Consider the following 26,771-nt stretch of genomic DNA (forward strand, 5'->3'; position numbering starts at 1 on the left):
CCCGTGGGCGTCCCACCCCACCCGGGAGCCTCCTCGGCGCAGGTGTCGGCCCGGATGTCCCGGGCGCCCCGCCGTGAGACGGCGCCGGAGCTGGCCCTGAGGCGCGCTCTGCACGCCGCGGGTCACCGCTTCCGCGTGGTCTACCCGGTGCCCGGCAACCGACGGCGGACGGTCGACATCGCCCTCACCCGCGCGCGGCTGGCCGTCTTCGTCGACGGGTGCTTCTGGCACTCCTGCCCCGAGCACGGCACCAGGCCCCGGGCGAACGAGGCGTGGTGGGCCGGCAAGCTCGAGGCCAACCGCTCCCGCGACGCCGACACCGACCGGCTGCTGCGGGAGGCCGGCTGGTCCGTCGTGCGCATCTGGGAGCACGAGGACGTGGCGAGCGCGGCGGCGGTCGTCGAGGCAGCCCTGCGGGAGGCCCGGGGCGGGGCCGGAACAGCCTGCTGACGTCAGGACCCGTCGCCGACGATCTCGCGCAGCCACTCCACCAGCGGCCGCAGGCGTCGCCAGTCCGCCCTGACCTCCTCCACGAGCCGCGGCGTCGTCACCACGTCGCCGTCCTCGATCCACCGCATCGCCGCCAGGGACCGCCGCCGCAGCAGCCCGATCCGCGGATGGTCCCGGGAAAATCCTCGGGGTGCCGTCCGCAACGACTCGCCGACGACCTCCCACCCGGCCTGCCCGAGCTGCCCGACCACGGTCTCCAGCCGGGCCCCGCGGGGCCCGTCCACCCCGTGCCGGAACGCGCGCAGGTCCTCCGGCTCCAGGTGGTAGCACCCGCCGCCCAGCCGGAACCCGTCGGCCGACACCTCGGCATACCACCCCGTCCGGCGCCCGACCGGCACGAAGATCCCCTGGTGGGTCTTGAAGGGGCTCTTGTCGGCGCTGAAGCGCACGTCGCGGTGCGGACGGAAGATGCGCCCCTCGCCGAACTCCCCGGTGAGCTCCTCCAGCAGCGCCGCCATCGGCCCGCGCACGTCCCGCTCGTAGCGCTCGCGGTTCCGGGCCCAGAACTCCCGTGAGTTGTCCTCCTCCAGCTCGGCGTAGAAGGCGGGCGCGGCGTGCGGGACCCCGGTGAACGGCATACCCGCAGTGCAGGCCCTCGCCCGCGCCGGTGTCAACCGGACCGGGCCGTCAGACGGGGGACCGCTCGATCCTGCGCAGGCGCTCCAGCAGGGACTCCGTCCCGGCCAGGAACTCCTCCTCGCACCGGTCGCCCTCCAGGAGGGGACGCAGGTCCACCAGGGTGGGGTATGCGGTGAGATCGAGCCCGCGGTCCCGTCCACGGGGGTCGTCGGGGCCTCCCTCGTCCAGGGGGACGTCCGGCGGCGCCGTGCCCACCCCGAGCCGTGCGGTCTCCATCAGCAGGAAGCCCAGCAGGAACCCGGCGAACGCCTGGTAGGCCTCCACCGAGGACTCCCGGTCCCAGCCCAGCGTGCGCAGGTCGACGAAGAACTGGTCGACGAGCGCCAGGCTGCGCAGCGGCGGGCAGAGCCAGGGGGCCGCCGGGTGGGTGGTGGCGACCAGGGGGAACGCCTGGGGGTGGCGGTGCGCCAGCCCGCGCATGGCGTCGGCGAAACCGCGCAGGTAGTCCTCCCAGGAGCCCGTCGCAGATGGCAGCTCGAGCGTGGCCAGCAGGTGGTCGACCACCGCCTCGAGGATGCCCTCCCGGCCGTCGACGTGCCGGTAGAGCGCCATGGCCTCGTAGCCCAGGTGACGGCCGAGGCTGCGCATGCTCAGGCTCTCGAGCCCACCCTCGTCGAGGATCTCCAGCGCACCGCGCACGATCGTGCCGCGGTCCAGGTGGGGGCGGTCGAGGTGCCGGCGCCGGACCCGACCAGCGGGGGGCGCGCCGCCCGGGCCGGGGTCGTCCATCCCCTCAGTCTAGCCATTCCCCCACCCCACCCCTGGGGGTGAGGACGGTCTATTCGAGATGCGATGCCCCCAGGTGCTCTGCCATGGTCGGTCGGGTAGTGCCCCAGACGGAAGGAGTTCGCAACCATGCGCATCACCCAGGAGCACATCGACCAGCTGTACAACGCCGACGTCGTCGACCGCGACGGCGACAGCCTCGGGGGAGTGGGCCAGGTCTACCTGGACGACAACACCGGCGACCCGGCGTGGGTCACGGTCAAGACCGGGTTCTTCGGCACCAAGGAGACCTTCGTGCCGCTGACCGAGGCCGACTACGGCGACGGCACGATCCGGCTGCCCTACGAGAAGGACTTCATCAAGGACGCCCCCAACATGGAGGCCGACCAGCACCTCAGCGAGAGCGAGCAGGACGAGCTCTACCGCTACTACGAGGTGCAGGGCCTGGGCGGCGGCACCGGCCGTGGCGACGTCGACCGCGAGGGCTTCGTCGACCGCGACCGTGACGGTCGCGCCGACGACGTCGAGAGCAACGCCATGCCGCGCGGCGCCGCGATGTCCGGCGGTCTCGACGAGGACCGGCAGGACCTGAACGCCGGGGGTGACGTCGCCCGGCAGGAGTACGCCGGCGACCCCCGCGGCGATGAGGTGCGTGCCGGCGCAGACCGTGACGCCGTCGCCGGCGACGCCGCGGACCGCGGCACCGACGAGGGTCGGATGACCCTCCACGAGGAGCGGGTCGACGTAGGCACCGAGCGGGTCGAGACCGGCCGGGTCCGGCTGCGCAAGCACGTGGTCACCGACCAGAAGACCGTCACCGTCCCCGTCGAGCGCGAGGAGTACGAGGTCGTCCGCGAGCCCGTCACCGACGGCGGCACCGCCGACCGTGGTGACCTGGGGGACGACGAGGTCGAGGTGGCCGTCCACGAGGAGCGTCCGGTCATCGACAAGGATGTGGTCGCCACCGAGGAGGTCGGGGTGCAGCGCACCACCGTCACCGACGAGCGCGACGTGACCACCGACGTGGCCCACGAGGAGGTCGACGTCGTCCGGGACGGCGACGACCGCGAGGGCCTGCGCGACGGCGACGTCGACCCCGGTCGTCGCACCTGATCGGCGTACCGCGTCGGCCCTGAGCCCGACGCCCGGGCCCCGGGACAGTAGACGGCCCGCCCCCACGAGGGGGCGGGCGTCCGCGCGTGACGCCCGGGGTCACCAGTCGGTGGGCTTCTCCGGGGTGAACAGCCACACCTCGAAGAAGTGGTCGAGGTCCTCTCCGGAGATCTCCTCGGCCATCTCCATGTACTCCTGCGTCGAGGCCGTCCCACCGGCGTGCTCCTGGAGCCAGGTGCGGGTCAGCGTGAAGAAGTGGTCGTCCCCGATCTCGGTGCGCAGCGCGTGCAGCATCGCGGCGGAGCGGCTGTAGATCGCCGAGTGGAAGAGGTTGAGGGGCCCCGGGTCACCGATCTCGAGCTGCCAGAAGTCACTCGTGGCGGGCCGGTCCATCACGGCCTGGAACGCCTCGTCGGCGGTGGCCCTGCCCTGCTCCTCGTTCCACAGCCAGGTGCCGTAGGTGGCCCACCCCTCGTTGTGCCAGATGTCGGCCCAGCGCTCCACGGCGACGTCGTCCCCGATCCACTGGTGGACCAGCTCGTGCGCGACAGTGCCCTCCCGTGCGGTGCGGCTGAAGAAGGACCGTGTCTGCGTCTCCAGGGCGTAGCCGACGCTGTCGTCGTCCACGATGGCGCCGTAGGCCACGAACGGGTAGGGGCCGAAGACGCCCTCGTAGAACGTCATCATCTCGTCCGTCAGGGCCAGGTTCGCCGAGGCCGATTCCGGCAGGTCGGCATCCACGGCGTCGATGACGGGCACACCGCTGGCCGTCGTGTACTCGTGCAGCTCGAAGTTGCCGACCGTCGCGGTAGCCAGGTAGGCCGCCATCGGGTCCGGGGCGTCCCACCACCACGTGGTGCGCCCGTCGGCGGTCCTCGAGCCCCCGAGCAGCCCGTTGGCCACGGCGACCAGCCCCTCGGGCACGGTGATGGCGAAGTCGTAGGTCGCCTTGTCCGTCGGGTGGTCGCTGGTGGGGAACCACGTCGCCGCGCCGTCGGGCTGGCTGGTCACCATCGCACCGTCGCGCGTGGTCACCCAGCCGTACAGCGCACCTTCCAGGTCCAAGGGGCGGGTCGTGGTGCCTTCGTAGTCGACGACGACCTCGACCGTCCGCCCGGTCTTGAGCATCGGGCGGGGCTGGACGACCAGCTCGTTGCCCTGCTCCTGGGCGAAGGACATCGGTTTGCCGTCCACCCGGACCTCCGTGGCCGTGAGCCCTCGCAGGTCGAGGTTGAAGGACCGCAGGTCCTGGGTCGCCGTGAGGGTCAGCGTCGCCGTGCCCTCCAGCCACCCCTCGAGCGGCGCCGGGTCCGGTCCGGGCGGTGTGTAGTCGAGGTCCAGCGAGTAGTGCCGGACGTCGATCCCGCCGTTGCCGGCGAGCGGCAGGTAGGGATCTCCCGCCCCGTCCGCGCCTCGGTGTAGCGAGGGCCGGGCCCGTCCGGCGCGGCGGTGGCGGTGGTCAGTGCGGGCGCGAGCGTCAGGACGCCCAGGGCCGCGCCTGCGGTCAGCCGTCGGTGAAGAGTGCTCATCGGTGCTCCTTCGTGCCGTCGTGTCTTCGGTGCTGACGAGTCGTGATCCGGGGCGCGGCGGCTCAGCCGCCCAGGATGTCCCCCAGGCCGCCGCTGCGGCCGGTCCGCTCGCCGGCACCCGTCTCTGCTGGTTCTCGGCCGGCTGGACCAGCACGTGCCCGTTGCCGGTGAAGGCCATCTGGATGGACTCCCCGGTGCCGCCCCGCAGCATCGAGCCGATGCCCCCGGTGTCGACCTTGATGTCCATCCGCGCCCCGGCCGTCCACAGCACGACGCGTGCGCGTCGGCGAAGGTCGGCGCCTGGCCCACGTCGAGGGCGACGGGCTCGCCGCGGCTGGTGACCGCGACATACCCCGACCCGCGGAGCGAGACGTTGAACAGGCCGCCGGCCATCATCCCGCCACGCGCCGCCACCCGGTGGATGTCCCAGTCGATCGAGGCGCTGAAGGCCAGCACGTTGGCGCCGTTGACCGAGATCATGTCGTTGTCGAGGTAGAGCACCTGCACGTCGGCGGCGTCGTTTGCCAGGAACAGCTCACCCGCGCCGGCGCACTCCATGATCGGCACGCCCTCGCCGGTCAGCTTGGACTTCAGCAGCTTGTCCAGGCCGCCGGAGCCGCGGTTGGTGAACCGCACGTCGCCTGGTAGGCCACCATCGAGCCGAGCCGGGCGTTGACCGGGCCGTAGTCCATGCGGATCTTGAGCAGCTTGGAGTTCTGCCGGGTGAACTGGTCGCGGGACTCGGTCTCGCGGAAGTCCTCGAACAGCGAACCGTGGATGGCCATACGTCATCTCCTCTGGTCGGTCCCATCTCCTTCGGACCTGTCCCGAGCTCCCCGAGCGGCCCACGACCCGAGTATGGTCTGGATCACAGTCGCTGTCACCCATCCGGAGGTGGACCGTGGGATTCCTGGACAAGGCCATGCGCACCGCGAACGAGCTCGCGGGGAAGGCCGAGACGGCCCTCAACCAGAGCGGTATGACGCTGCCCGGCGGCTCGGGCGGGGTGCCGGGCGCCGAGCGGCTCTACGCCCAGCTGGGGAGGCTCGTCCACGACGAGCACCGGGGAGAGCCGGCGGACCCGGCCCGACGGGACCAGCTGCTCGCCCAGCTCGACGAGCTGGCCGACCGGGCCTCCTCGGCCCCTCCGCCCCCCGGAGGTGGTCCCTCGCCGCAGCCTCCCCCCGGTCCGGGCGCGTCGTCACCACCTGGCCCGGGCGCGTCCCCACCACCGGGCCCGGGCGCGTCCCCACCACCGGGCCCCGGCCCGTCCGCGACGCCTCCTCCGCCACCGCCCCCGCCCGGACGCTAGGTCCCGAGGCGGGGGGACGACGCCTGCTGGTGGAGCACCATCCGCGTCAGGCCCTGCGCCGCAGCATCAGCCGGGTCCACGCGCCGAGGAAGACCCGGTCGTCCTCGTCGATCTGCACCCGCACGCCACGCTCGATCGGCTCGGTCGGCAGCGGCAGTCCCACGGTCGAGACGTAGGTGCCGTTGGAGGTGTCGAGGTCCTCGACCCACCACCGGTGCCCGTCGCTGGTCAGCTGGGCGTGCCGGACGGACACGCCCGCGTCGGTGCCGGCGTCCAGGTCCGGGCGCAGCCCGCGCTCGACGTTGGTCCGGCCCACGACCACGTTGTCCTGCGTGAGGGTCACCAGCTCCGGGGGCCCCGCCTCGGGCGCCGGCTGGTCGGTGTCGCGGGTGGCGTACCAGGCGTGGTCCACCCAGATCTCGGCCACCCACCCCGCGTCCTGCTCCCGCGAGGGCGGCCGCCGCTGCGGGGGGTCGTGGGCGATCTCCATCTGGCCGGCCGCCGGCGGCGTGGGGGGCGGCACGTCCGGCCGGTGGGGCAGGTCCGCGGGGTCGAGGGCCACCTCGGCCGGGGTGGTCTGCAGCTCGATGTCGTCGGCGTCCCGCCGCGGGTCGATGTAGGCCTCCAGCGGCTCGGCGGACTGCTCCGCCGTGGGGCGCCGCTCGTCCGCCTGCGGCAGCTCCTCGGGCGCCACCGGCGGGGTGCCGGTGACGAAGTCGTAGCCGCAGGACCCGCAGAAGCTGACGTCCCCGACGCTGGTCGCGTGGCAGTGGGGGCACTCCCGGCTGGTCTCCTCGACCTCCGCCTCCGGGTCGACCGGACGGGCCGGCTCGGTGCGGCGGCCGGTGACCTCCTCCTCGTTCACGACTCCGGCCTCAGCTGGGCCAGGTAGGCCTCCTGCGCGGCGACCAGCGCCGCCGCCCGCCGGACGTCGGCCGGCTTGTTGTGCAGGGACTCCTTGGCGGCGGTGAGCATCCCGGACAGGTCCACGCTGGTCGGGGCGCCGCACCCGGCCAGGGTCGAGGCGAGCCGCTCCGCGCGGTCGGCCAGGTCGGCGTACTCCGCCAGCGCCGCCGCATACGTCGCGTGCGCCTGGTCCAGCGCCCTGCCCACGCGCTCGAGATTGCGACGTATGCCGTCAGCTCGGACTCCTCGGCCGGCACCTCCCCGAGGGCGCTCACGTCGGGGATGCCCAGGGTCGGCGCGGGCGTGACGCTCTCCAGCACCCGGGCCGCCAGGGCCCGGACGGCCTCGCCCTTGGCGACGAGGTGCTCGCGCTCGGCCCGCGCCTGGTCGAGGTCGGCGGTGCCGTGGGCCTCCTCGGCGGCGGCCACGAGCAGCGCCCGCTCCAGCCCGGCCAGCTCGGACTCCAGCTCGCCGATCTCGACCAGCGCCTCCTCGTCGGCGCGCCGCCCCAGCGCGTCGAGCCTGCGACCGGCCTGCTCGAGGCGCTCGGTGCCGTCGTCGCCGGCCACCGCGTCCGCCAGCCGTTCCAGGTCGGCCCGCAGCGCCGCCACCCGCTGACGCACCGGCAGCTCCTCGCCGTCGGCACCGGTGCGGGCCCGCAGCGAGGCGGCCAGGCGTCCGACATGCGCAGCGCGTCCGGCAGCGCCAGCGCCAGCGCCTGGGGGTCGCCGTCGGGCATCTCCAGCACACCCCACAGCAGGGTGGAGACCCACTCGCGCTCGCCGTCCCCGTCGCGCACGTCCTCCCACGTGGCCATCAGCAGGTCGTGCCGCTGGGCGATCGCGTGGTAGAGCGTCATCGAGGCGGTGACGTCCTCGTTGAGGGTGTCCCGGTCGGGATGGGTGCGGGTGACCTCGTCCAGCGCGCTGAGCTCGTGCTCGCGACGCATCCGCCACCGGGCCAGCTCGGAGAGGTAGTGGTCCACCGCCCGGTCCTCGGGGTGCTCCCCGGGCCCCGCCGGCGGGGTCGGCGCCACCGCATACCTGCTGCTCACGTGTCCTCCTGGGTCTGCCCGTCCTGGGCGTGGTGCGGGTCGGGCTGCTCGGGCACCGGCAACCGGGGTATGCCGTCCTCGCCCACCTGGAGCCCGTGGTCGTCGAGGACCTGCTCGTCCAGGTGCTCGGGCCGGACCCCGGTCTCGTCGACGAGGCGGTCCGGCCGGGTGGTGGTGCCGAACCGGGTCAGCAGCACCTCACGCTGGCGGCGAGCGTGGTCAGGATCGGCCCGGTGGACGGCGTCGTAGGCGTGGTCCACGGTCAGGCCCAGCAGGTCGAGGTCGTCGACGAGGGCCAGCAGCGGCGGGTGCTCCCCCTCGACGGCGTGCCCCGCCGCGAACCGGGACGGCAGGCGCAGGTGCGCGCCGACGGACTCCACCACCCAGGTGACCGCGCGGGCGACCGTGTCGCGGGCGAGCAGATCCAGGTCGTCGACGGGTCCGGTGGTGCGCGCCCCGGCCGGACGGCCGGAGATGTCCTCGTCCAGGAGCTCCAGCAGGTCGGCGGCGGCCCCGAGCACCCGGCGCACCCGGACCGTGACCGAGTCGTGGAGGGGAGGACCTGTCAGCAGGGGCTCCTGCTCGGCGACGGTGCGCCGCAGTGCCTCGACGGAGGGGACGTCGAGGAGGGCGGGGTCGGGCGCGTCGGGCATCACGGGTCCTGGGTCGAGGTCACGGTCGTGTCATTCTGCCCACCCCCTGGGATGGTGGCTACTCGACGGCTACTGGTAGGAGATGAAGTCGGGGGTCGGCTCGACCTGCATCGTCGCTTCCGGGGTGAAAGGCCCCGGGACGTCCTCGTCGTAGAAGTTCTTCCAGCCCCAGTGCTCCACGCCCGGCGCGTGGCCCTGCAGCGCCGTCCAGGTGTCCATCTTGCTCCCGTGGGGCCCCTGCCCGTCGGCATGGATGAGCACGGCGACCTCGGGGCGGGACCGGTCGACGTCGTCGGCACCGGGGATCATCCGGATCTGGAACTGGTGCAGCACGAGCATCTTCTGGGGCAGGTCGTGCTCGCGCACCAGCTCGGCCATCCAGTCGACCACCCGGTCGACCTCCTCGGTCTCCACCGACCCGATCCGGACCATGTGCACCTCGTCGGGGCCCAGCCGCCACTCCGGGTCCAGCGCGAGACCCACGTGGGGCAGTCGGAGCAGCTCCTCGTAGATCTGCGCCTGCTCCACGAAGTCGGTCCGGCCCGGCTGGAGGTCGAGCACGACGTAGACGCCGTTCTCGGCGGCCAGCTCGACCAGGGGCCGCAGGTCCTCGACCGGCAGCTCGTTGGAGTAGTTGCCGTCCGGCCCGGCCTCCGCGCTGGCGACCGTGGCGATGATCTCCAGGGTCGGGACCACGGGCTCGTCGGTCAGCGGCTCGTACCAGGACGCGTGCTCCTGCGCCCTGGTGATCGTGTCCTCGATGGGCTGCTCGCCGAGAACGCCGAGGGCCCCGGTGCTCGGCGTGCCGTAGAGGGCCACGTAGGTCTTGCCCGGCAGGGTCGTCAGGCCTCCGCCGGGCAGCTCCACGCCGGTGGCGGCCACGCGGGCCTGCCAGTCGAGGGTGTCCGGGTCGCCGAACTGCGCACCGAGCCCCACTAGTGAGGTCGCCCCGGCGGCCGCGTCGGCGAAGGCGGACAGCGAGTCGGACGAGGCACCGGGGTCACCGCCGGGCAGCACGACCACCTGCGCGCCCGCGGCCCTCGCCGTGCCGACAGCGGCCGTCTGCGCGGGGTCGCCGGTCGAGAGCACGAGCACGTCGTCCAGCGGGGGCGGGGGCGCGGTCGCGGGCAGCTCGTCCCGGTCGGACTCCAGGGGAGCCGGAGCCTGCGGTCCGGCGGTGGCCGTCGCGGCGTCCTGGTCGGCCCCTTCCGGCGCCGGTGCCGGGGCGGCCTCTGCGGTCGCGCTGCCCTCGTCCCCGGCCGGGGCGGCGGTCGCCGCGTCCGCGTCGGTGGACCCACCCGTGGGGCCGTCCGGCACGAGGACCTCGGGGGAGGCCGGGTCGAGGTCGGCCACCTGCTGCAACTGGTCCTCGGGACCCACGGCCACCGGCTCGCCCGTGGCACCCGCCAGGGAGGCCAGCTCGGCGTCGTCGGCGGCCATGACCACGTCGATGCCGGGGTCCGCCACGGCACCGACGACGAGGGCCACCTCGGTGCCGAGCCGGTCCAGCTGCGCCGAGGTGTCCGGGCCGTCGACGAGGACGGGCACCCCGAGGGCCACGGCGGCGGACGCGGCCCGCAGCTGCTCGTCGGCCGAGGTGAGCACGACGACCGGGGCGTCCGTGAAGAAGTGCTCGGCCGTCGCCAGGGCGAGGGCCGCGGGGTCGTCGCCCTCGGCCGGGTCGTCGTCCTCGGCCCCCAGCACGACCGTGCCCTCCTGACCCGCGGAGACGGTCGCCACGAGGCGTCCGGGTCGGTGGGCGGGGCGACGGCCGAGCCGTCCGTGCCGCGGGCCCCGTCGGTCCCGCTCCGGTCGTCCCCGTCGGACCCGGGCGAGCAGGCGGCCAGGAGGAGCGTCAGGGCGGCCGTGGCGGCCACCCCGCGGCGCCGGCCGCGACCGGCGGGCCGTCGGGCGGGCCGGTCGTCGCTGGACGGGACAGGGAAGAAGGACAGGCGGTCTGACATGCGGGCTCCCGAGCTCGTGGACCTCCCCAGGCTAGGCGAGCGGCGGACGAGCGGTGCGGTGCCACGCCTGCCGGCGCGACGGCATACCCCTGCGGGTGGGGCAGGACGCCTCGGCTGGCGCACCACGGACCGTGGTGGTGGCATGAACCCATGGCCAGGACGAAGCACAAGGACCACCTGACGTTCGACAACCCGGTGACCAGGCACCCGGACATCACGCCGCCCAAGCAGGACCAGGACATGCCCGGCCTGGACGCCGAGCTGGAGCCGCAGACCGACCGGGGGGAGAGGACCTACCGGGGGACCGGGCGGCTCGAGGGCCGCAAGGCCCTGGTCACCGGGGGCGACTCCGGGATCGGCGGGGCCGTGGCGATCGCCTACGCCCGGGAGGGGGCGGACGTGGCGATCAACTACCTGCCGGCCGAGGAGGAGGACGCCGACCGGATCGCCGAGCTCGTCGAGGCCGAGGGGCGCACCTGCATCCGGATCCCGGCCGACGTGACCGACCGGGAGTCCTGCGACCGGATCGTCAAGGAGGCCGTCGACGGTCTGGGCGGGCTCGACGCGCTCGTCGTCAACGCCGGGCGCAGGTGGCCACCGAGTCCATCGAGCAGATCAGCGACGAGCAGTTCGACGAGACCGTCAAGACCAACGTCTACGCGATGTTCTGGATCGTCCGGGCCGCGGTGAAGCACCTGGAGCCCGGGTCCACGATCGTGCTCAGCTCCTCGGTGCAGGCCTACAGCCCGAGCGAGACGCTCCTGGACTACGCGATGACCAAGTCGGCGATGAACACCTTCGGCAAGGGACTGGCCAAGCAGCTGGCCCCCAGGGGCGTGCGGGTCAACATCGTCGCCCCCGGCCCCGTGTGGACGCCGCTGCAGGTCGTGGAGGGCCAGCCCAAGAACAAGCTGCCGGACTTCGGCAAGGGGCAGCCGATCGGCCGGGCCGCCCAGCCGGTCGAGCTGGCCCCGGCCTATGTCTTCCTCGCCTCGCCGGAGAGCTCCTACGTCGTGGGGGAGACGCTCAACGTCAACGGTGGTGCCGACTCGCCGTGAACCGGCGGGACGACCGACGACGGTGACCGGACGAGGCCGACCCGAGGATCGCGACCCTGGTCGACGCGCCCGGGCCGGACGCGTCCTCCCCGGCGCCGACGGGCCGGTGCGTCACAATCGACGGGACACCAGGAGGCCTTCATGTCGCTACCCCGCCGGCTCGACGAGCTGCAGCGCCGGCACCGCTGGGTGGGCTTCCCGATCGCGGTGGTCTACAAGTTCATCGACGACCACGGTGTCTACCTGTCGGTGCTCATCACCTACTACGGCTTCCTCGCGCTGTTCCCGATGATCCTGCTGCTGACCTCCGTGCTGGGGTTCGTCCTCGACGGGGAGCCGGAGTGGCGCGAGCGGATCCTGGAGACCGCCGTCGGCCAGTTCCCCGTCCTGGGCAGCCAGATCGGGGACGAGGGCTTCGGCGGGTCGACGACCGCGGTGGTCATCGGAGTCGTCATCGCCATCTGGGCGGCCGTGCGCGCCTCGCAGGCCACGCTGCACATGATGAACATCTGCTGGGCGGTGCCCCGGCACCAGCGCCCGGACCCGATCCGCTCGCCGATCCGGTCGCTGCCGCTCATCGCCATCGCCGGGCTGATGCTGCTGGGGACCACGGTCGGGTCGGTCCTGGCGCACTCCGCGGGGGCCTACGGGGTCGAGCTGCGGCAGATGGTGCCGTTGATGGTGATCGCGGCCAGCTTTGTCGTGGCCGTGCTCGTCTTCAGCCTCGGCATGTGGGTCGGCACGACCTACCGCGTGCGCCTGGTCGAGGTGCTGCCCGGTGCCGTCGTCGCGGCGGTCGGCTGGCTCCTGCTGCAGCGGTTCGGCATCACCTACGCCAACCAGATCGTCAGCCGCTCCGGCGACACCTACGGCGTGTTCGCGGTGGTCCTCGGCCTCATCGGGTTCATCTTCGTGGCCGCCCAGATCGTCGTGCTCGGGGTCGAGGTCAACGTGGTGCGGGTCAAGAAGCTGTGGCCCCGGGCCCTCCTCGGTCCCTTCACGAGCTCGGTCGCCCTCACCCCGGCCGACGTACGGACCTACCAGGACGCGACGGTCTCGACACGGATCAAGGACTTCCAGGACGTGGCGGTGACCTTCGACCAGTCCGACCACCTGGAGCAGGCCGAGGCACGGGCGGCCGAACGCGCCGCGGACCGGGAGTCCCGCCGGGCGGCCGCCGCGGGGGAGACCGAGGACGGCACCCGGCGGCGCCGCCTCATGCGCCGACGCCGCAACGGAGAGGCGACGGGCGAGGGGGAGATGACGGAGGACGGGGTGCCGACGGAGGACGGGGGCGACCCCGAGGACCGCCCGCTCAGTCCGCGGTGAGCCCCGACGCCGCGTCGAGCCGCTGCAGCAGTTCGTGGGCGGCCAGCTCGACCGCCTTGTGCCGCCACTGCGCGGCCCGGAAGACGCAGGCGATGAGCGCCGACCGGTGCACCCGCCGGAAGTCGCCGAACACGAACGCGTAGCGGCTCTTGGTGCCCTCGGTGGCACCCGCCGTCAGGCCGAGGTGCCACCCGGCGTACTCCTCGAAGGAGTGGCGCTCCAGGTAGGCGTTCTCGGCGTCGGCGTCCGGCTGGACGTCCGACCACTCGCTGTCGAGGACGTACTGCCGGGCGTCGATGAGGGCGCGGCAGCGGGCCACGCCGGCCTCGTTCACCGCGTAGGTGGCCACGGCCGACCGGTCGTCAGCGACGGTCGTCGTCGGTGCCCTGGTCCGGGGAGGTGCCGGGGGGCGGCGGCGCGGCCCACGGGTTGTCGGTGGACCCCTGCGACGGCGGCTGCTGCCCCGGGGTGCCCCACTGCTGGTTCCCGTCGGCGGACCCGGGCTGGCCGTAGCCCTGCTGCCCGTAGCCGGAACCTTGCTGGCCGTACCCGGGGGAGGGCGGTGCGCCATACCCCTGGCCCTGGCCGTAGCCGGAGGAGGTGCTGTAGCCGTAGCCGCCGGGGCCGTTCGTGGCCTTCTTGTCGCGGCTACGCCCGACCAGCCACAGGATCAGGCCGATCAGGGTCAGGAAGCCGAAGCCGAGGAGCGCGAGCAGGCCCAGGCCGGCGGCGAGCACGCCCATGGCCGAGGAGGCGCTCAGCTCGGGGGTGAGCTGCGCGGGGGCGTCGCAGGTGATGGTGTGGTCGCCGCTCTGCACGGCGGTGAAGGAACCCACGAGCTGGACCTGGGCGTCCCCGAGGTCCGAGAACGCCGCGTCCTGGGTGACCGCCACGTCCGAGCCGTCGGGGGCGGTCACGGTGCAGGTCGGCTCCTGCCCGCCCTCGGTGAGGATCATCCGGGAGCCGCCCTGGCTCATCGGCACGGTGGTGTCGCCGGAGACCGTGATGGTGTCGTCCATCATGTTCTGCGCGACGCGGACCGTCTGGGTCGTGCCCCACACCACCGCGATCAGGGAGAGGACGGACAGGACGAGTCCGACGAAGAACATGATCTTGCCGGCCTTGGTCATCCCGCTGCTGCGGCGGGGGAGGGACTGGCCGGGCCCGTACGGATTGGGTGCGGTGCTCACAGGCCCCACGGTATGCCGTCGGGCGCATCTCGCGCAGGTTGACATGCCCGGGGCAGCACTCCTGTCCGGTTCTTGACGCGGCCCTGGACGCTTCCGCAGGTCGCGGAGGAGGGGTCGGTCAAGAACCGGACGAGAGTGCTTCCGTCACTCCACGGGCAACCCGAGGGCCTCCAGGAAGGCGTCGCCCATGACCTCGTAGCCGGCGTCCTTGGGGTGGATGTCGCGGGCCGCGCACATCCAGGTCAGGAGGCAGATGGCTTGGTCGTCGGAACCGAACGCGGCCGCTACCTCGGCGACGTCAACGTTCCACATCAGCGCCGCAGTCTCGATGTGCTGGTTCAACGATGCTGCTGGAAGTGCGGTCATGGCCGCCAGTGCTTCGTCGATGACGAACGGGTTGTAGTAGGTGTTGATCGCGATGTCGGCCTCGGGGGAGGCGGCGCGCAGGCGGTCGAGGATCAACGGCAGGTTGGTCCCCACGCTCCCCAGTCCGTCGTCGATGCACTGCTGCAGGTCGATGGTTGGATCCCCCAAGTACGCCGAGACGCACCCCGCCACGTCGTTGGCGCCGATGTCGATCGTCACCGTCGACACCTTGTCCTTGTGGGCCCTGAGGAACTGCTCGGCCGCGTCGAGCTGGCTGCCGTGGGGGTAGGAGCACCGCCCGCCGTCGATCATCGTGTCCGACGTCTCCCCGGAGCAGGCGAGGTTGACCAGCTTGGTCTTGGCGTAGTTGTCCCGCAGCCCGTCGAGCACGTGCCCGACGTAACCGCCGTCGAGGTCGTCACCCATCCCGGGCTGGTAGCCGGCGGCCAACGAGTCGCCGAGCGCGAGGTACCACTGCACGCTCCGGGACGAGGTGTCGGGACGTTCCTGAGGAGGCCCCTTGCCGTCCGGCGGACCGGCGACCGCGGGGAGCGCGGCGAGCGGCACGGCGAGGGTCAGGGCTGCGGCGGCGGTCGCCATCCTGCGGAACATGGGTCCTCCTCTGAGAAGGACCACCGGCGCGACGGTGCGCCGATGGCGCTGAGAGCCATGATGCCGCCGTTGGGCCGTCCAGGGAAGACCCCGGACGAATCCGGGGGAGGGGCGACCGCCGGGGTCCGGGTCAGCGGTAGGTGTCCCGCCGCTCCGTGCCGCCGTCATCCCCGTCGACGGTGGGATCGTGCACGACCTCGCCGTCCTCGTCGACGAAGACCAGGCGCCCGACTCCACGAGCTGGGCGATCTCCTCGTCCGACAGCGCGGCCAGCTCCTCGTCGGTCAGGTCGACGTAGTCGTCCTCGGTGACCACGTCGAAGTCCACCGGGCCGGCGGCCTCCGGGACGTCGGCGGCGACGTCGCCGGGGCCCTCCACGCCGTCGGGCACCGCCGCGGGGCTCGCGGTCTCCTCCTCCCACCACTCGTCGGCACCCTCCGAGGGTGGCTGGGCAGACACGTCGAGGTCCTGCCCGTCGTCGTCCTCCTCGTCGGTGCCGTGCCGCACGACGAGCAGAAGGACGCCGCCGATGAGCGCCAGCGTGGCACCGCCGAAGACCCCGAGGCTGCCGAGCATGAGACCGCCCACCCGCAACAGGCCGTCGGCCGGGCTCACCTCGGGGGCGACGACCACGCCGAGGCCCGAGCAGTCGATCGTGTGCTCCCCCGAGGAGTCCGCACGGAACGATCCGACGACCTGGAAGCGGGCCAGCGGGTTGTCCACGCCGACGCGCTGGCCCTCGTCGGACAGGTGCGCGACCGGCACCTCGCCCTCGGGCCCGTCCACCGTGCAGCGGATGTCCTCGACCGGCGTGGGCACGATCTCACCGGGCGCGACCAGCCCGCCCGTGACGTAGAGGCTGCGCTGGTCGCCCTGGGACAGCGGCACCGCGGCGGTCCCGTCGAGCAGCTCGGCCGAGTTGTCGCGCAGGTTCTTCACCAGGTTTCTCGTGGCCAGGCCGGCCACGAGGGTGACGACCAGGGAGACGAGCAGCAGGACGACACCCACACGGGTCATGGCGCGGCCCGACCGGCGCAGCCGCCCGCGGCTCGAGGGCGCGTGGCTGGACCTGTCGGACTGCGCGGTGGACATGGTGCTGACTCTAGGCGTCGCGAGAGACAGGAGCCAGGGCGCGGCGCGTCGCGCCGGTCAGCCCCGACCCTGCTTCTCCGCGTCCGTCGCGTGCCGCAGCGCGAGCCGGGTCCAGGCGCCCACGAAGATCCGGTCGTCGCGGTCGATCTCCACCCGCTGGCCGGGGGTCAGGGGTGCGGTCGGCAGCGGCTCGCCGACGGTGCCGACGAACGTGCCGTTGCTGCTGCCCAGGTCCTCGATCCACCACCGCTGGCCGTCGCTGCTCAGCTGGGCGTGCCGCCTGGACACCGCGCTGTCCCCGCCGGCGTCGATCTCCGGGCGCGCGGCCAGGCTGCTGGACGGACGGCCGACGAGCGCGTTGCTGCGCGTCAGCAGGACCACGTCCGGGATTCCGGCGCTCGGGCAGGTCTCGTCGGTCTGCTGCACGGCGTACCAGTCGGGGTCCACCCAGACCTCGACGACCCACGCGTCCGCGAGCTCCCGGGAGGGAGGGGTATGCCGTGGCGCCCGGTGCGCCCGCGGTGCGGGCTCCGCGGGACTCGGCTCGGGCTCGGGCTCGGGCTCGGGCGTGACCTCGGCCTCAGGGCCGGGGGCGGCCTCCTGTGCGGGCTCGGGGTCGGGCTGGTGCTCGGGACTCGGCTCCGGCTCGGGCTCGGGGTCCGGCTCCGGCTCGACCGGCTCGACCGGCTCGACCTCGACCTGGGCCTCGTGCTCGTCCCCGGCCTCCTCCTGCTCGTCTGCCGGCTCCTCCGGCTCGCCCGCCTCCGCCCCACCCTCGGGCGGCCTGCCGTCCTCCGGCTCCGAACTCTCCGGTCCGGTCCGGTCGACCTCCGGGGCAGGACTGTCCATCGGCGGCGTCCCGGTCGTGAAGTCGTAGCCGCACGCCTCGCAGAACAGCGCCTCCTCGACGTTGGTCGCCCCGCAGTGCGGACAGGTGATCGTCGCGGGGGCCGGGGACGAGGGGGCGGGCGCACCTGCGGAACCACCCGCCCCGGGGCCCGGCAGCGAGGGCCCGAGGTCGAGCCCGCTCCCGGCCGGGGCCGGCGCGGGCGGCATACCGGCACCGCCGGACGCGTCCATGGGGGTGCCGCAGACGTCGCAGTAGTCCAACGCCTCGCTGAGGTGCCCCTCGGGGCAGCGGGCGCTCACGAAGGCCGCACCCTCGTGGTCTTCGTCGAGGCGGTGTCCAGCTCCATCTCGTCCAGGCGGTCCACGTTGCGCCGCAGCCGGACCCGTCCGGTGGCGGCATCCTCGATGTCCACCACCCGCGCCAGGCGGGAGGTGGCCGCCTCGTCCCCGGTCTGCCGGGCCAGCTGCACGGCCCGCCCCAGCTTGGACGTCGCGGTCGTGTCGTCGCCGATCGCCTTGGCGCGCAACCCTTCCTGGATCGCCGAGGCCAGCTCGGTCTGCCCGGTGTAGTGCGCGACCTCGGGGCTGATCTGGGCGGTGAGCAGGCTGTCGTCGGACCACCTGGCCTTGACCAGCCCCTGGGCCCGGACCTCGCCGGCGACGGCGAGCTGGACCCGGGCGGCGAGCTGCTCCTGACCGAGCGCGCGCGGCGCCAGCCGGACGGCAACGTGGTAGTCCCGCGTCTCGTCGCCCCACGCCCCCGTGTCGTAGGCCCCCGTCAGCGCGTTGACCTCCCGCCGCCGCCCGGTGAGGTCCTCCAGGGTCGGGGCCACCTGCTTGACGAAGAGGATCTGCGCGCCCTGCGGGGCCCACACCCGCAGCTCGGCGTCGCTGACGCCCCGGCCCATCGACTGCTGCATGAGGCGGGCGAAGTCCTCCGGCAGGCCGTCCCACGTGCGGATCAGCTCGACGGTGCCCATGAGCGCCTCGGCGATCCGGCGCACCTCCTCGACCTGCCAGGCGGCGCCGAGCCCGCGGCAGTCGGCCTGGTAGCGGCCCCGCACCTGCTCGATGGCCCAGCTCAGCTCCTGGGGGGTCTCGTGCTGGTTGGCCCCGTCGGTGAGCAGGATCGCGTGGCGCTTGGTCAGCGTCGGCACGGTCCCGAACAGCTGGGCCGCCGCCAGCAGCCAGCGGCCCATCGCGGTGCCGCCCCCGGGCACCAGCCGCTGGAGGGAGCGCTTGGCCTCCAGCCGCGACTGGGCCGACATCCGCACCATCGAGGCGGTCCCCGTCGTGGGGTAGCACAGCGCGGCCTCGTGGTTGCCCGCGACGATCGCGAACCAGACCCCGTCGACGATCTGGTCCAGCGCGGCGGACGCGGCGTAGGCCGCCGCCTGCACGCCCTGCACGTCCATCGACCCGGAGACGTCGACGATGATGATCTCGCCGGCCTCCCCGGACCCGCTGCTCATCGGTGCCACCGTGCCGGCCCCGGTGCAGGTCACCGAGACGATGGCGTGCACGTCGGTCCCGCCGTCGGGCAGGTGCTCGTTCTGGTGGACGGTCGCCGTGAACTCAGCCATGGGTCCCATCCTGCCCCGTCGGCGTGCGCACGAGCGCGACGGTGATGTTGTCGGCGCCGCCCCGCTCGTTGGCCCAGTCGACCAGCGCCTGCGCCAGGGCGAGGGGGTCGGGGGAGGAGGAGGTATGCGGTGCCTCGCCCCCGTCCGCCTCGGGCCGGGCGAGGGTGTGGACGACCTCCCGGAGGGCCCGCGGCTCGGAGGCGTAGTTCCACAGCCCGTCCGAGCACAGCAGCAGCCAGCCGGGCGTCGTGACGTCCTGGGTGGTGACCACCGGCGTGTGGTCGGGGGAGTCGGGGCCCAGCCAGCGGGTGATGGTGTGGGCCATCGGGCCGGCCTCGGCGGTCTGTCGGTCGATGCCGGCCTGGACCTGCTCCTCGGCCATCGAGTCGTCGGTGGTCAGCCGGCGGGGCTCGCCGGAGTCCGGCAGCCAGTAGGCCCGGCTGTCGCCCACTGAGCCGACCGTCGCGGTGCCGTCCTGGACGAGGGCGGCGACGTAGGTGCACGACGGCGCCGACTCTGGGAAGTCGCGGCCCACCTGCTCGACCGCCTCCGCGGCCGCGTCGGTGGCGGCGACGATCCGCTCGGCCGGGGCCAGGGCGTCGTCGACGAGCACCTCCAGCGCCGCGTCGGCGGCCGCCATGCTGGCCTCCGCGCTGCGGGTCGCGGTGGTCACGCCGTCGCAGACGACCAGGGCCGCCCGGCCCGTGCCGTCGGCCCAGACGGCCATCGCGTCCTCGTTGTCCTCGTGCCGGATCCCCCGGTCGCAGACGGCGGCGACGTGGTCGTCCGGCCGGGCGCTGAAGTGGTGCCGCGGGTCCGGCCGGCGCGACCCGCACTCGGTGCACCAGCCGTCCTCGTCGTAGGCGCCGCCGCACACCGCGCAGGTCCCGTGGTCCGGGGCCTGCTCGTCGGCGGGGGCGGGGTGCTCGGGCAGCGTCCCGTCGAGGACGAGCATCGGCTCAGGCAGGGGAGGAGGGCCGTCGGAGAAGGGCTCGGGCTCCTCGGCCTCGGGTTCTTCCGCCTCGGCCGGGTCGGTTCGGGGTCCGGCGGCGTCGGGCTCGGCAGCCTCGACCGGGTCGGCCTCCTGCCGGTCGGCCGGCTCGGGCAGGCCGTCCGGAGGCGGGGGGACGGGAGGGGTCGTCGTCATGTCCAGCTCCAGGGTCGGACGGCGTTGGCCCGGTCGATGAGGGCCGCGCGCTCGGCGGGGTCGGGGGTGTAGTCGGCCAGGAAGCGGTACTCCTGCTCCAGCGCCCGGCGGAGCGCGTCGCGGGTCAGGCGCACCTCGCCCAGGCGCCAGTCCGGCCGTTCGCCGTGCTCGCGCACCTGCTCCAGGGCCTGCTCGTAGACGCCGGCGGAGAAGTGGGCCCGCTGCCGGGGGTCCAGGGTCAGCCGGGAGACCGAGTGGACCGACTCGCGCAGGTCGGCCAGCCCGCCCCGGCGGCGGAGCAGCTCGGCGCGCAGCCAGCGGGCCCGGGGGTGCGCCCGGCTGCCGGGCGGGACGGAGTCGAGGGCCGTGATGGCCCCGTCGACGTCCCCGCGGCCCAGCCGCACCCGGTAGAGCCCGAAGGCGGCGGGCGCGACGTACGCCGCGTCCGTGCGCCACGCCCGGTCGTAGTCGAGCTCGGCCGCCTTGGCGTAGCCCCCGATCTCGCTGGCCAGCGCCAGCGCCAGCCGCGGCGCGATCTCGCCGGGGAGGGCGTCGCGCACGACCGCCAGGTGGCTGGCGGCGGCGTGGCCCGCGGCGCGGTCTGCGTCGTGGTCGGTCGGCTGCGCGGTCCCGACCCGGCTCAGCGCCCACAGGCCCCGCATCCAGGAGGCCCGCCAGTCCCAGGGGTCCTCCGCCAGCAGGCCCCGGACGGCGTCCTCCACCCACGTCTGCTGGCCGACCCGGATGCCCGCCCGGGCCTGGGCGAGCAGCACCTCGGGGGTGCGCTCGGAGGCTCCCTGCAGGGCGGCGTGCAGCGCCACGGGGTCCGAGGTGGGCAGGTTGGCGACCCAGTCCAGCATCGGGTCGGCGTCGTCGTGCTTGAGCTCGGGCAGCTCCCACCAGGCGAGGGTCTCGGTCGTCGACACCGGCGGGTCGAAGACCGGGGAGTGCGAGGACAGCGTCGCCGGGTGGTCCGACCCCGCGGCCACGACCTGCCGCAGCACGCCGACCATCTGGGTGCGCAGGTCCTCGACGGTGAGGAAGCGGTCGTTGGGGTCGGGGGCGCAGCAGCGGGCCACCAGCCGGTAGAACGCGTCGTGCTCGACGAACGGCGGCACCTGCGACATCGGGGGGAGGGAGTCGACGTACTCGCTCTGGTAGCCGCGGAACTCGAAGGTCAGCACCGCCAGCGTGCGGCCCACCGTGTAGATGTCGGAGGCGACCGACGGGCCCACCTCGGCGACCTCGGGCGCTGGTAGCCGACCGTGCCGTAGATCGGCGACTCCAGGTCGTCCTGCCGCCGCACGCCGCCGAGGTCGATGAGCTTGACGCCGTCGCCCTCCTGGATGAGGTTGTCCGGCTTGAAGTCGCAGTAGAGCAGCCCCAGGTCGTGCAGGTGGGTGAAGGCGGGGAGCACCTCGAGAACGTAGGCCAGCGCCTGCTCGACGGGGAAGGCGTCGTAGCGCCCGGCCGCCTGCATCCGGGCCTTGAGCATCTGCTTCAGGCTCGTGCCGCCGACGTGCTCCATCACGGTGTAGGCGTCGCCCTCGTGGGTGACGACGTTGTAGATCTCGACGATGAGCGGGTGCTTGACCTGCGCCAGGAACTGCTGCTCGGCGACCGCGGCGTCCAGGGCGTCGGCGTCGCCGGTGTTGAGCAGGCCCTTGAGCACGACCCACCGGTCGGAGACGTTGCGGTCGCGGGCCAGGTAGATCCAGCCCATCCCGCCGTGCGCCAGTGCCCCGGCGACCTCGTACTGCCCGGCCACGAGGTCGCCCGGGCCCAGCTTGGGGGTGAAGGAGTAGGGCGCGCCGCACTGCGGGCAGAAGCCCTGCTGCCGGCCGGTGCCCTCGCCCAGCGCCCGCCCGACGCTGGCGCCGCAGTTGGGGCAGACGCGCCGGTCCTCGGGGACCTCCGGGTCGACCATGACGGCGTCCAGAGGGTCCCCCGGGGGCACCGGCGGGACCTGGGTCAGGCCCATGCCCAGCCGGGACCGACGTCCGGACGCCGCGCGCTGCCGGCGGACCCGGGCCGCGCGGACGGCCTGGCGGGTCTGGCCGGGGGCCGGGGTGGCGACCTGGTGGGCGCTCGAACCCTCCGCCGGCGCCTCGGCCGACGGGCTCCCCACCGCCCCGTCGCCTGCCGCCGACCCGCTGCCGGACGCCGACCCGTCGCCCCCCGCGGAGGCGCCGTCGCCGTCGGACCCGGACGGCCCGGCTGCCGAGGGACCCGCCCCGACCCCGGCGCCGGCCGGGCCGAGCGAGGGGTCCCCGTGGACGTGCCCGGTCGCGCCGGCCCCGCCGGTCGGCACCTGCGTGGGCTCGGGCGACCCGCAGACGTTGCACCAGCCGTCCTCGTAGGTCCCCGGGCAGCCCGGCTCGACGCACCTGGTCACCGCGCCTCCGTCCGTCCGCCGGCCGCCGGCGCCACGTCGTGGGGCCTCACGGCTGGACCCCCATCGTCCGGACCAGCGTCTCCTGCGCCTGCACCATCGCCTCCAGCCTCGTCAGGTCGGTGGGGGTCCGGGCCAGCAGCGCCTGCGCCTGCTCGGCCAGCCCGGCGCTCGCCGCCGCGCCCTGCTCGTCGGCGTCCAGCGCCGCGTGCACCCGCTCGGCCCGCCCGGCGAGGTCCTCCCGCCGCTCCAACGCGGCGGCGTAGGCCTGCTGGGCCAGGGTGAGCGCGCGGTCCACCCGCTCCAGCCGGGTCAGGTATGCCGTGAGCTCCTGGGGATCGCCCGGCACCGGTCCGAGCTGGGCCACGTCGGGCACACCGAGCGTCGGGGCGGGGGTGACCAGGGTCCGGGCCCGCTCCGCGAGGGCCCGGACCGCGTCGCCGCGGGCGGCCAGCTCGGCCACCAGCTGCGAGGCGCGGGCGTGATCGACCCGGGCGTGCGCGCGCTGGGAGGCGGCGACGATGAGGTCGCGCTCGGTCGTGGCCGCCTCCACCTCCAGGGGCCCGAGGAAGCCGCCGACGTCGCCGCCGCGCCGGGCCCGCCCGGTGACCTCCTCCAGCCGACGGTCCAGCGCGTCGTAGGCCTGCTGCGCCGAGGCCCGGCGGCTCTCCGGCACGAGGGCGACCTGGTCGGCGATCCGCTCCACCTGCTGGCGCAGGTCGTGCAGGCGGTCGGTGACGGTCGGGTCCGCGCCGTCGAGGCGCAGGCGCATCCGCAGCGCGGAGGCCAGGGAGTCCGAGAGCCGGCAGGCCTCGGGCAGCGAGACCGCCAGGGACTGTCCGCCGGCGCGCTGTCCGGGCTGCTCCAGCGACCCCCAGACCAGGGTCGTGATCCGGCGGCGCTCACCCTCCCCGACCCGGCCGGAGTCCCAGGTGGCCAGGATGAGGCCAAGTCGGTCGGAGACGGCCTGCCACAACGTCATCGACAGCGTCACGTCAGGGGTCACGGCCGCCCGGTCCTGCGGGTCGGTCAGGTCCATCGAGGCGCGGTCGAGGGCGTCGAGCTCGACCTTGCGCCGGTCCTTCCAGGTGATCAGGTCGTCCAGGTAGCGCAGCAGCTCCCGGGGGTCGACGTCGGTGCCGAGCGCCCCGGGTGCGGGGGGGCGCCACGGCATACCTGCTCGTGGCGGGGCTCACCGGTAGTCCTGCAGACGACGGGTGATCCCGGCCCACGCCAGGCCGGCGGCGGACAGGCCCAGCAGCAGGGCCAGGCCGGAGCTGACGACGGCCGGCAGCCCGACGCGGGAGGCCGCGGCGTCCAGGCGGCCGTCCAGCCGCTCGGAGAGCTCGGCGTCCAGCCCGGCGTAGGCCTCCTGCGTCCCGGCGAGGACCTCCGCGGCCGCGGCGGGGTCGGGCGCGCCGGCGACGTCCTCCTGGGTGGCGGAGATCTGCTGCCAGGTGTCCGACAGCTCCTGGTCGTCGAGCGTGGCCAGGGCCTGCGTGGCGTCCGTGCCGTCGGTGCCGAAGCTGCCGGGGGTGCCGAGCACGGGGGCGTACTGCGCCGCCCTGGCCTCCCGGACCTGCTGCAGGGCGTTCGCCACCTCGGCGGTGCCGCTGACCTGGCCGTCGACGCTGACCGGGACGGCAGCGGGGTTGAGCGAGACGTAGGCCAGCCAGCCCGTCATCGCGGTGGCGACCAGCAGGGGGACGTTGACGATCCGCCGCGTGCGCAGCGCCAGCCAGACGAGCACGCCGAGCATGAGGAGGGTCGCGAGGGTCCCGACGACCCCGGTGAGGACCGACCGGGAGCCGGTGGCCAGGTCCTCGGCGTGCGTGGCCGCCGTGGCGTCGCTGGCGTCGCCGGCGGTGCGCAGCAGGGTGCGGGCCGCGGTCAGGTCCTCGGCCACCGTGCCGCCCCCGGCGGCACCGTCCGCCGCAGCGTCGGCGGCGGGGGCCGCGAGCGTCCGACCGACGAGGACGGCCGCCTCGGCGATCTCGGCCGCGGTCTCGCTGCTGCGGCCCGGGTCGCCGCCGGAGCGGGCGTGCGCCCCGGCCGCGACCCCCAGCGCCTCGACGGGGTCCCCGGAGGTCTCGGCCGGCGCGCTGCCGGTGGCCCGGGCGGCGGCCTGCTCGGTGGCCCGCAGCTCGGCCTCGGCCAGTCCGACGCCCGTGCGCTCGGCCGCGGTCCACTGGGCGGCGATGACGTTGGGGGTGCTGTTGACGCCCCCGGTGTCGAAGGTGCCCGTGGCCACGATCCCGGTGAGCAGGGCCGCGGCCGCCGTCACGCCGCGGGCCAGCCGGAGCAGACGGGGGGTCGAGGAGGTCGGGTGCCCCTGGGTGCCCTTCCCTGCGGTCTGCGGCTGGGCGCCCTTGCCCGGGGCCGGCTGCTGGCCTGCCTGCCCCTGCGCGGGCTTGGCCTGGGCAGCCTGCTGCCGGGCGGGCGTGGCGGCGGAGGCGGCGGTGGCGGCCCCTCCCGACGTCGCGGGCGTCCCCCCTGACGTCGCCGGCGTCGGCGTGCTCACGAGGAGGCCTCCATGTCCTCGGAACCGTTCCCGTCGTCCTCGTCGCCGTCCCCGACCTCCACGGACAGGTCCACCCCGTCGCGGTCCTCGAAGTCCTGCCGCCGCAGCGTGCGCAGCTCCTCGACGTCGACGTCCTCGGTGTCCCGCAGCCGCCAGGCGTGCCGGCCGATCGCGGCCTCGAGCATGTTGCGGGCGAAGCGTCCGTTGCCGAAGCTCGGCCCCCGCGGCGTGGCGGCCAGCATCTCGCGGAACCGCTCCTGCGCCTCCGGGTCGACGTCGTAGTCCATCTTCTCGGCGAGCACGAGCAGGATCCCGGTGAGCTCGTCGTCGGTGTAGTCGTCGAACTCGATGATCGTGCGGAACCGGCTCTCCAGGCCCGGGTTCATCCCGATGAACTCGGCCATCGGCGCCGGGTAGCCGGCGACGATGACGACCAGCTCGTCGCGGTGGTCCTCCATCTCCTTGACGAGGGTGTCGACGGCCTCCTTGCCGTACTGGTCCCCGCCCAGGCTGTACGCCTCGTCGATGAACAGCACCCCGCCCAGCGCCGACGCCACCACCTCGGCGGTCTTGGCGGCGGTCTGGCCCAGGTAGCCGGCGACCAGCTCGGAGCGGTCGACCTCGACGAGCTGCCCCTTGTCGAGCAGCCCCAGCGCCCGGTAGATGCCGCCGACCAGCCGCGCCACCGTCGTCTTGCCGGTGCCCGGGTTGCCGACGAAGACCAGGTGCCGGGTCAGCGTGGCGACCTTGAGGCCGGCCTCCTGACGGCGCGCGTCCATCTTCAGCAGGGCCACCTGCCGGTGGATCTCGGCCTTGACCCGCTCCAGCCCGATCAGCTCGTCGAGCTCTGCGAGCAGCTCCTCGACCGACCGCTGCGGGGGAGCGGGCTCGGGCGGCGGCCCGGCCTCCGCGGGCTCCTCCTGGGTGGCGGCGGCAGTGGGTTCCGGGGGGTATGCCGTGCCCGCCGGCGGCGTCCACGACGTCGGCGGGGCGGGCGGCAGCTGGCCGCCCGGGCCGCCGGCCTGGCCGAACCGGCCCATCTCGTCCAGCATCTGGCGGACCCGGCCGGACTGCTCCTGGGCACGCTCGAGCAGCTCCCGGGCCCAGGTGCGCTGGTCGGTGCCGTCCGGCCCGGCACCCTGGTGCGAGGCCGGTGCGTAGCCCTCGAGCGGGTCCGCGGCCGGCGGACGCCGCCCGGCGCGGGGGTGCCCCTGCACCCCGGCCGCGGCCAGCTGGGTCCGGGCCGCGGTGATCGCCTGACCCACCGTGGTCGCGTCCGACCCGGGCAGCGCGCTCGCCGCGGTGGCCACGTCGGCCAGCGCGACGGCATACCCCTGCGCGTGCGGGCTCGACTCGGCCAGGAGCGTCTGCAGCAGCGGCGTGGGGACGGCGCGGTAGCGGCGGCCGTGCGGGGCGGTGCCGAAGTAGTCGCTGGCGGGCAGGGCGAAGGCCTCCCCCCAGGTGCGGGCGATCCGGGCCGAGCCCACGCTGCGCTCCATGACCGCCGCGGCCAGGGCGACCCCCTCGGCGCGGGCGGACCCCTCCTCCAGGCCGGCCTGCTCGCCGACCCGGGCCAGGGTGTCGACGGCCTCGCGCAGCGGCGACGTGGTCATGAGGTCCTTCCCTCGGGCGGGGTCAGCGGGTCGACAGCGTCGTCGTCGGCAGACTCCTCCGACGGCTGCTCCGGGACCGGCGCGTGGTCGTCGGCCCCGATCCGCAACGACCCGCCCCCGGCCGACCCGCCGAACTTCTCGGCGATGAACCGGCCCTGGGCGACCAGCTCGCGGGCGTCGTCGCGGTAGACCGCGTCGAAGACCCGGTCCATCGTCAGCCCGAGCAGGTCGAGCTGGTCGACGAGGACCATGAGCGAGGTCTTGGCGCCGTCGACGGGGCGGGTGTCGGCGTACCGCCGGGGGAGGCGCTGGTAGGCGCCGATCGCCTCGGGCAGGTAGTCGGTGGCGGTCGCCACGACCGTGTAGCCCAGGCTGCTGCCGGAGATCCGACCCATCCGCGGCACGGTGTCCCGCACGGTGTCGACGACGCGCTGGGCCCGCGCGGTGACGACCGAGGGCAGCGCGGAGGAACCGAGCAGCTCCTCGGTGGTCGCGAGCGCCTGCTCGACGTCCTGCGCCGTCGGGGGCGCGGGCAGCTCGAGGCGGTCGTCGGCCGCCTCGGGCGCCCGGCCGAGCATCCGGTCGAGCAGGTCGGAGAACCCCATGCCGTCCC

Annotated in this window: 25 protein-coding genes and 2 pseudogenes; 5 read left to right on the plus strand and 22 right to left on the minus strand. The window is 74.4% G+C overall.

Annotation, left to right across the window (positions count from 1 at the left end; genetic code table 11):
• The first annotated feature begins 3 nt into the window (after positions 1 to 3).
• Positions 4 to 450 carry a very short patch repair endonuclease gene (locus tag BJF81_RS06775; protein WP_269087317.1) on the plus strand — a complete coding sequence of 149 codons (447 nt, stop codon included), beginning with the start codon at positions 4 to 6 and terminating at the stop codon, positions 448 to 450.
• A 2-nt stretch (positions 451 to 452) separates the two neighbouring features.
• Here the strand turns inward: BJF81_RS06775 and BJF81_RS06780 are convergent, their stop codons facing one another.
• Positions 453 to 1,088, minus strand: coding sequence for a DUF2461 domain-containing protein (locus BJF81_RS06780; RefSeq protein WP_075957695.1), 636 nt, complete (start codon positions 1,086 to 1,088; stop codon positions 453 to 455).
• Between the two features lie 49 nt (positions 1,089 to 1,137).
• Positions 1,138 to 1,878 carry a TetR family transcriptional regulator gene (locus tag BJF81_RS06785; RefSeq protein ID WP_083664045.1) on the minus strand — a complete coding sequence of 247 codons (741 nt, stop codon included), beginning with the start codon at positions 1,876 to 1,878 and terminating at the stop codon, positions 1,138 to 1,140.
• 126 nt (positions 1,879 to 2,004) lie between these two features.
• On the opposite strand from BJF81_RS06785, the gene BJF81_RS06790 reads away from it, so the two are divergent.
• On the plus strand, positions 2,005 to 2,988 hold the full coding sequence (locus BJF81_RS06790; RefSeq protein WP_075957696.1) for a DUF2382 domain-containing protein: 984 nt from the start codon (positions 2,005 to 2,007) through the stop codon (positions 2,986 to 2,988).
• 99 nt (positions 2,989 to 3,087) lie between these two features.
• On the opposite strand, the gene BJF81_RS19315 is transcribed toward BJF81_RS06790, so the two are convergent.
• The 3 genes and pseudogenes from BJF81_RS19315 to BJF81_RS19325 form a co-directional block, all read right to left on the minus strand.
• Positions 3,088 to 4,788: a M1 family metallopeptidase gene (locus BJF81_RS19315; protein WP_237770082.1), complete on the minus strand. Its 1,701-nt coding sequence runs from the start codon at positions 4,786 to 4,788 to the stop codon at positions 3,088 to 3,090.
• 80 nt (positions 4,789 to 4,868) lie between these two features.
• Positions 4,869 to 5,153, minus strand: a pseudogene (locus BJF81_RS19320) (AIM24 family protein); the annotation flags it as partial.
• The gene (locus BJF81_RS19325) at positions 5,108 to 5,302 is read right to left on the minus strand and encodes a hypothetical protein (RefSeq protein ID WP_237770083.1); all 195 of its coding nucleotides are present in this window, start codon (positions 5,300 to 5,302) and stop codon (positions 5,108 to 5,110) included. The gene BJF81_RS19325 and the pseudogene BJF81_RS19320, both read right to left, overlap by 46 nt.
• Before the next feature lie 116 nt (positions 5,303 to 5,418).
• Here BJF81_RS19325 and BJF81_RS16715 point away from each other — a divergent pair, with 116 nt between their 5' ends.
• Positions 5,419 to 5,829 (plus strand): hypothetical protein, encoded by a 411-nt coding sequence (locus tag BJF81_RS16715; protein WP_083664046.1) that lies wholly within the window; start codon positions 5,419 to 5,421, stop codon positions 5,827 to 5,829.
• Positions 5,830 to 5,875: 46 nt separating this feature from the next.
• Here the strand turns inward: BJF81_RS16715 and BJF81_RS19330 are convergent, their stop codons facing one another.
• The 5 genes from BJF81_RS19330 to BJF81_RS06825 form a co-directional block, all read right to left on the minus strand.
• Positions 5,876 to 6,694, minus strand: coding sequence for an FHA domain-containing protein (locus BJF81_RS19330; RefSeq protein ID WP_237770084.1), 819 nt, complete (start codon positions 6,692 to 6,694; stop codon positions 5,876 to 5,878).
• On the minus strand, positions 6,691 to 6,942 hold the full coding sequence (locus tag BJF81_RS06810; RefSeq protein ID WP_075957697.1) for a hypothetical protein: 252 nt from the start codon (positions 6,940 to 6,942) through the stop codon (positions 6,691 to 6,693). The genes BJF81_RS19330 and BJF81_RS06810 overlap by 4 nt, the downstream gene beginning before the upstream one ends.
• A gap of 64 nt (positions 6,943 to 7,006) precedes the next feature.
• Positions 7,007 to 7,789 (minus strand): hypothetical protein, encoded by a 783-nt coding sequence (locus BJF81_RS17365; protein ID WP_143780705.1) that lies wholly within the window; start codon positions 7,787 to 7,789, stop codon positions 7,007 to 7,009.
• Positions 7,786 to 8,442 (minus strand): hypothetical protein, encoded by a 657-nt coding sequence (locus tag BJF81_RS06820; RefSeq protein ID WP_075957699.1) that lies wholly within the window; start codon positions 8,440 to 8,442, stop codon positions 7,786 to 7,788. Before BJF81_RS06820 ends, BJF81_RS17365 begins: the two co-directional genes overlap by 4 nt.
• 69 nt (positions 8,443 to 8,511) lie before the next feature.
• Positions 8,512 to 10,182, minus strand: a complete 1,671-nt coding sequence (locus tag BJF81_RS06825; protein WP_075957700.1) for a hypothetical protein — start codon at positions 10,180 to 10,182, stop codon at positions 8,512 to 8,514.
• A gap of 374 nt (positions 10,183 to 10,556) precedes the next feature.
• Between BJF81_RS06825 and BJF81_RS06830 the strand changes: the two are divergent.
• Positions 10,557 to 11,464 (plus strand): annotated as a pseudogene (locus BJF81_RS06830) (SDR family oxidoreductase).
• A 141-nt stretch (positions 11,465 to 11,605) separates the two neighbouring features.
• Positions 11,606 to 12,793, plus strand: coding sequence for a YihY/virulence factor BrkB family protein (locus BJF81_RS06835; RefSeq protein ID WP_075957701.1), 1,188 nt, complete (start codon positions 11,606 to 11,608; stop codon positions 12,791 to 12,793).
• On the opposite strand, the gene BJF81_RS06840 is transcribed toward BJF81_RS06835, so the two are convergent.
• The 12 genes from BJF81_RS06840 to BJF81_RS06895 form a co-directional block, all read right to left on the minus strand.
• Entirely contained in the window at positions 12,780 to 13,142 is a 363-nt protein-coding gene (locus BJF81_RS06840) for a hypothetical protein (protein WP_075957702.1), read from the minus strand. The genes BJF81_RS06835 and BJF81_RS06840 overlap by 14 nt on opposite strands.
• A gap of 13 nt (positions 13,143 to 13,155) precedes the next feature.
• Positions 13,156 to 13,983: a hypothetical protein gene (locus BJF81_RS06845; protein ID WP_143780706.1), complete on the minus strand. Its 828-nt coding sequence runs from the start codon at positions 13,981 to 13,983 to the stop codon at positions 13,156 to 13,158.
• A 144-nt stretch (positions 13,984 to 14,127) separates the two neighbouring features.
• A complete protein-coding gene (locus BJF81_RS06850) occupies positions 14,128 to 16,053 on the minus strand; it encodes an SGNH/GDSL hydrolase family protein (RefSeq protein ID WP_143780707.1) in 1,926 nt (641 codons plus the stop codon).
• Positions 16,054 to 16,110: 57 nt separating this feature from the next.
• The gene (locus BJF81_RS17370) at positions 16,111 to 17,202 is read right to left on the minus strand and encodes an FHA domain-containing protein (protein ID WP_143780708.1); all 1,092 of its coding nucleotides are present in this window, start codon (positions 17,200 to 17,202) and stop codon (positions 16,111 to 16,113) included.
• Complete coding sequence (locus BJF81_RS06865; protein WP_075957705.1) at positions 17,199 to 18,485, minus strand: VWA domain-containing protein; 1,287 nt, start codon at positions 18,483 to 18,485, stop codon at positions 17,199 to 17,201. Before BJF81_RS06865 ends, BJF81_RS17370 begins: the two co-directional genes overlap by 4 nt.
• On the minus strand, positions 18,478 to 19,632 hold the full coding sequence (locus BJF81_RS06870; protein WP_075957706.1) for a PP2C family protein-serine/threonine phosphatase: 1,155 nt from the start codon (positions 19,630 to 19,632) through the stop codon (positions 18,478 to 18,480). Before BJF81_RS06870 ends, BJF81_RS06865 begins: the two co-directional genes overlap by 8 nt.
• A complete protein-coding gene (locus BJF81_RS20895; RefSeq protein WP_342447093.1) occupies positions 19,629 to 20,867 on the minus strand; it encodes a tetratricopeptide repeat protein in 1,239 nt (412 codons plus the stop codon). Before BJF81_RS20895 ends, BJF81_RS06870 begins: the two co-directional genes overlap by 4 nt.
• Entirely contained in the window at positions 20,810 to 22,027 is a 1,218-nt protein-coding gene (locus BJF81_RS20900) for a serine/threonine protein kinase (RefSeq protein WP_342447094.1), read from the minus strand. The genes BJF81_RS20895 and BJF81_RS20900 overlap by 58 nt, the downstream gene beginning before the upstream one ends.
• A gap of 46 nt (positions 22,028 to 22,073) precedes the next feature.
• Positions 22,074 to 23,198, minus strand: a complete 1,125-nt coding sequence (locus BJF81_RS06880; RefSeq protein WP_075957707.1) for a hypothetical protein — start codon at positions 23,196 to 23,198, stop codon at positions 22,074 to 22,076.
• Between the two features lie 18 nt (positions 23,199 to 23,216).
• A complete protein-coding gene (locus tag BJF81_RS06885; protein ID WP_075957708.1) occupies positions 23,217 to 24,545 on the minus strand; it encodes a hypothetical protein in 1,329 nt (442 codons plus the stop codon).
• Positions 24,542 to 26,158 carry an AAA family ATPase gene (locus BJF81_RS06890; RefSeq protein WP_075957709.1) on the minus strand — a complete coding sequence of 539 codons (1,617 nt, stop codon included), beginning with the start codon at positions 26,156 to 26,158 and terminating at the stop codon, positions 24,542 to 24,544. The genes BJF81_RS06885 and BJF81_RS06890 overlap by 4 nt, the downstream gene beginning before the upstream one ends.
• Complete coding sequence (locus tag BJF81_RS06895; protein ID WP_075957710.1) at positions 26,155 to 26,763, minus strand: hypothetical protein; 609 nt, start codon at positions 26,761 to 26,763, stop codon at positions 26,155 to 26,157. Before BJF81_RS06895 ends, BJF81_RS06890 begins: the two co-directional genes overlap by 4 nt.
• Between the last annotated feature and the right edge of the window lie 8 nt (positions 26,764 to 26,771).

Origin of the sequence: Ornithinimicrobium sp. CNJ-824 (assembly GCF_001942405.1) — a bacterium.
Classification (GTDB): Bacteria; Actinomycetota; Actinomycetes; order Actinomycetales; family Dermatophilaceae; genus Ornithinicoccus; species Ornithinicoccus kibberensis.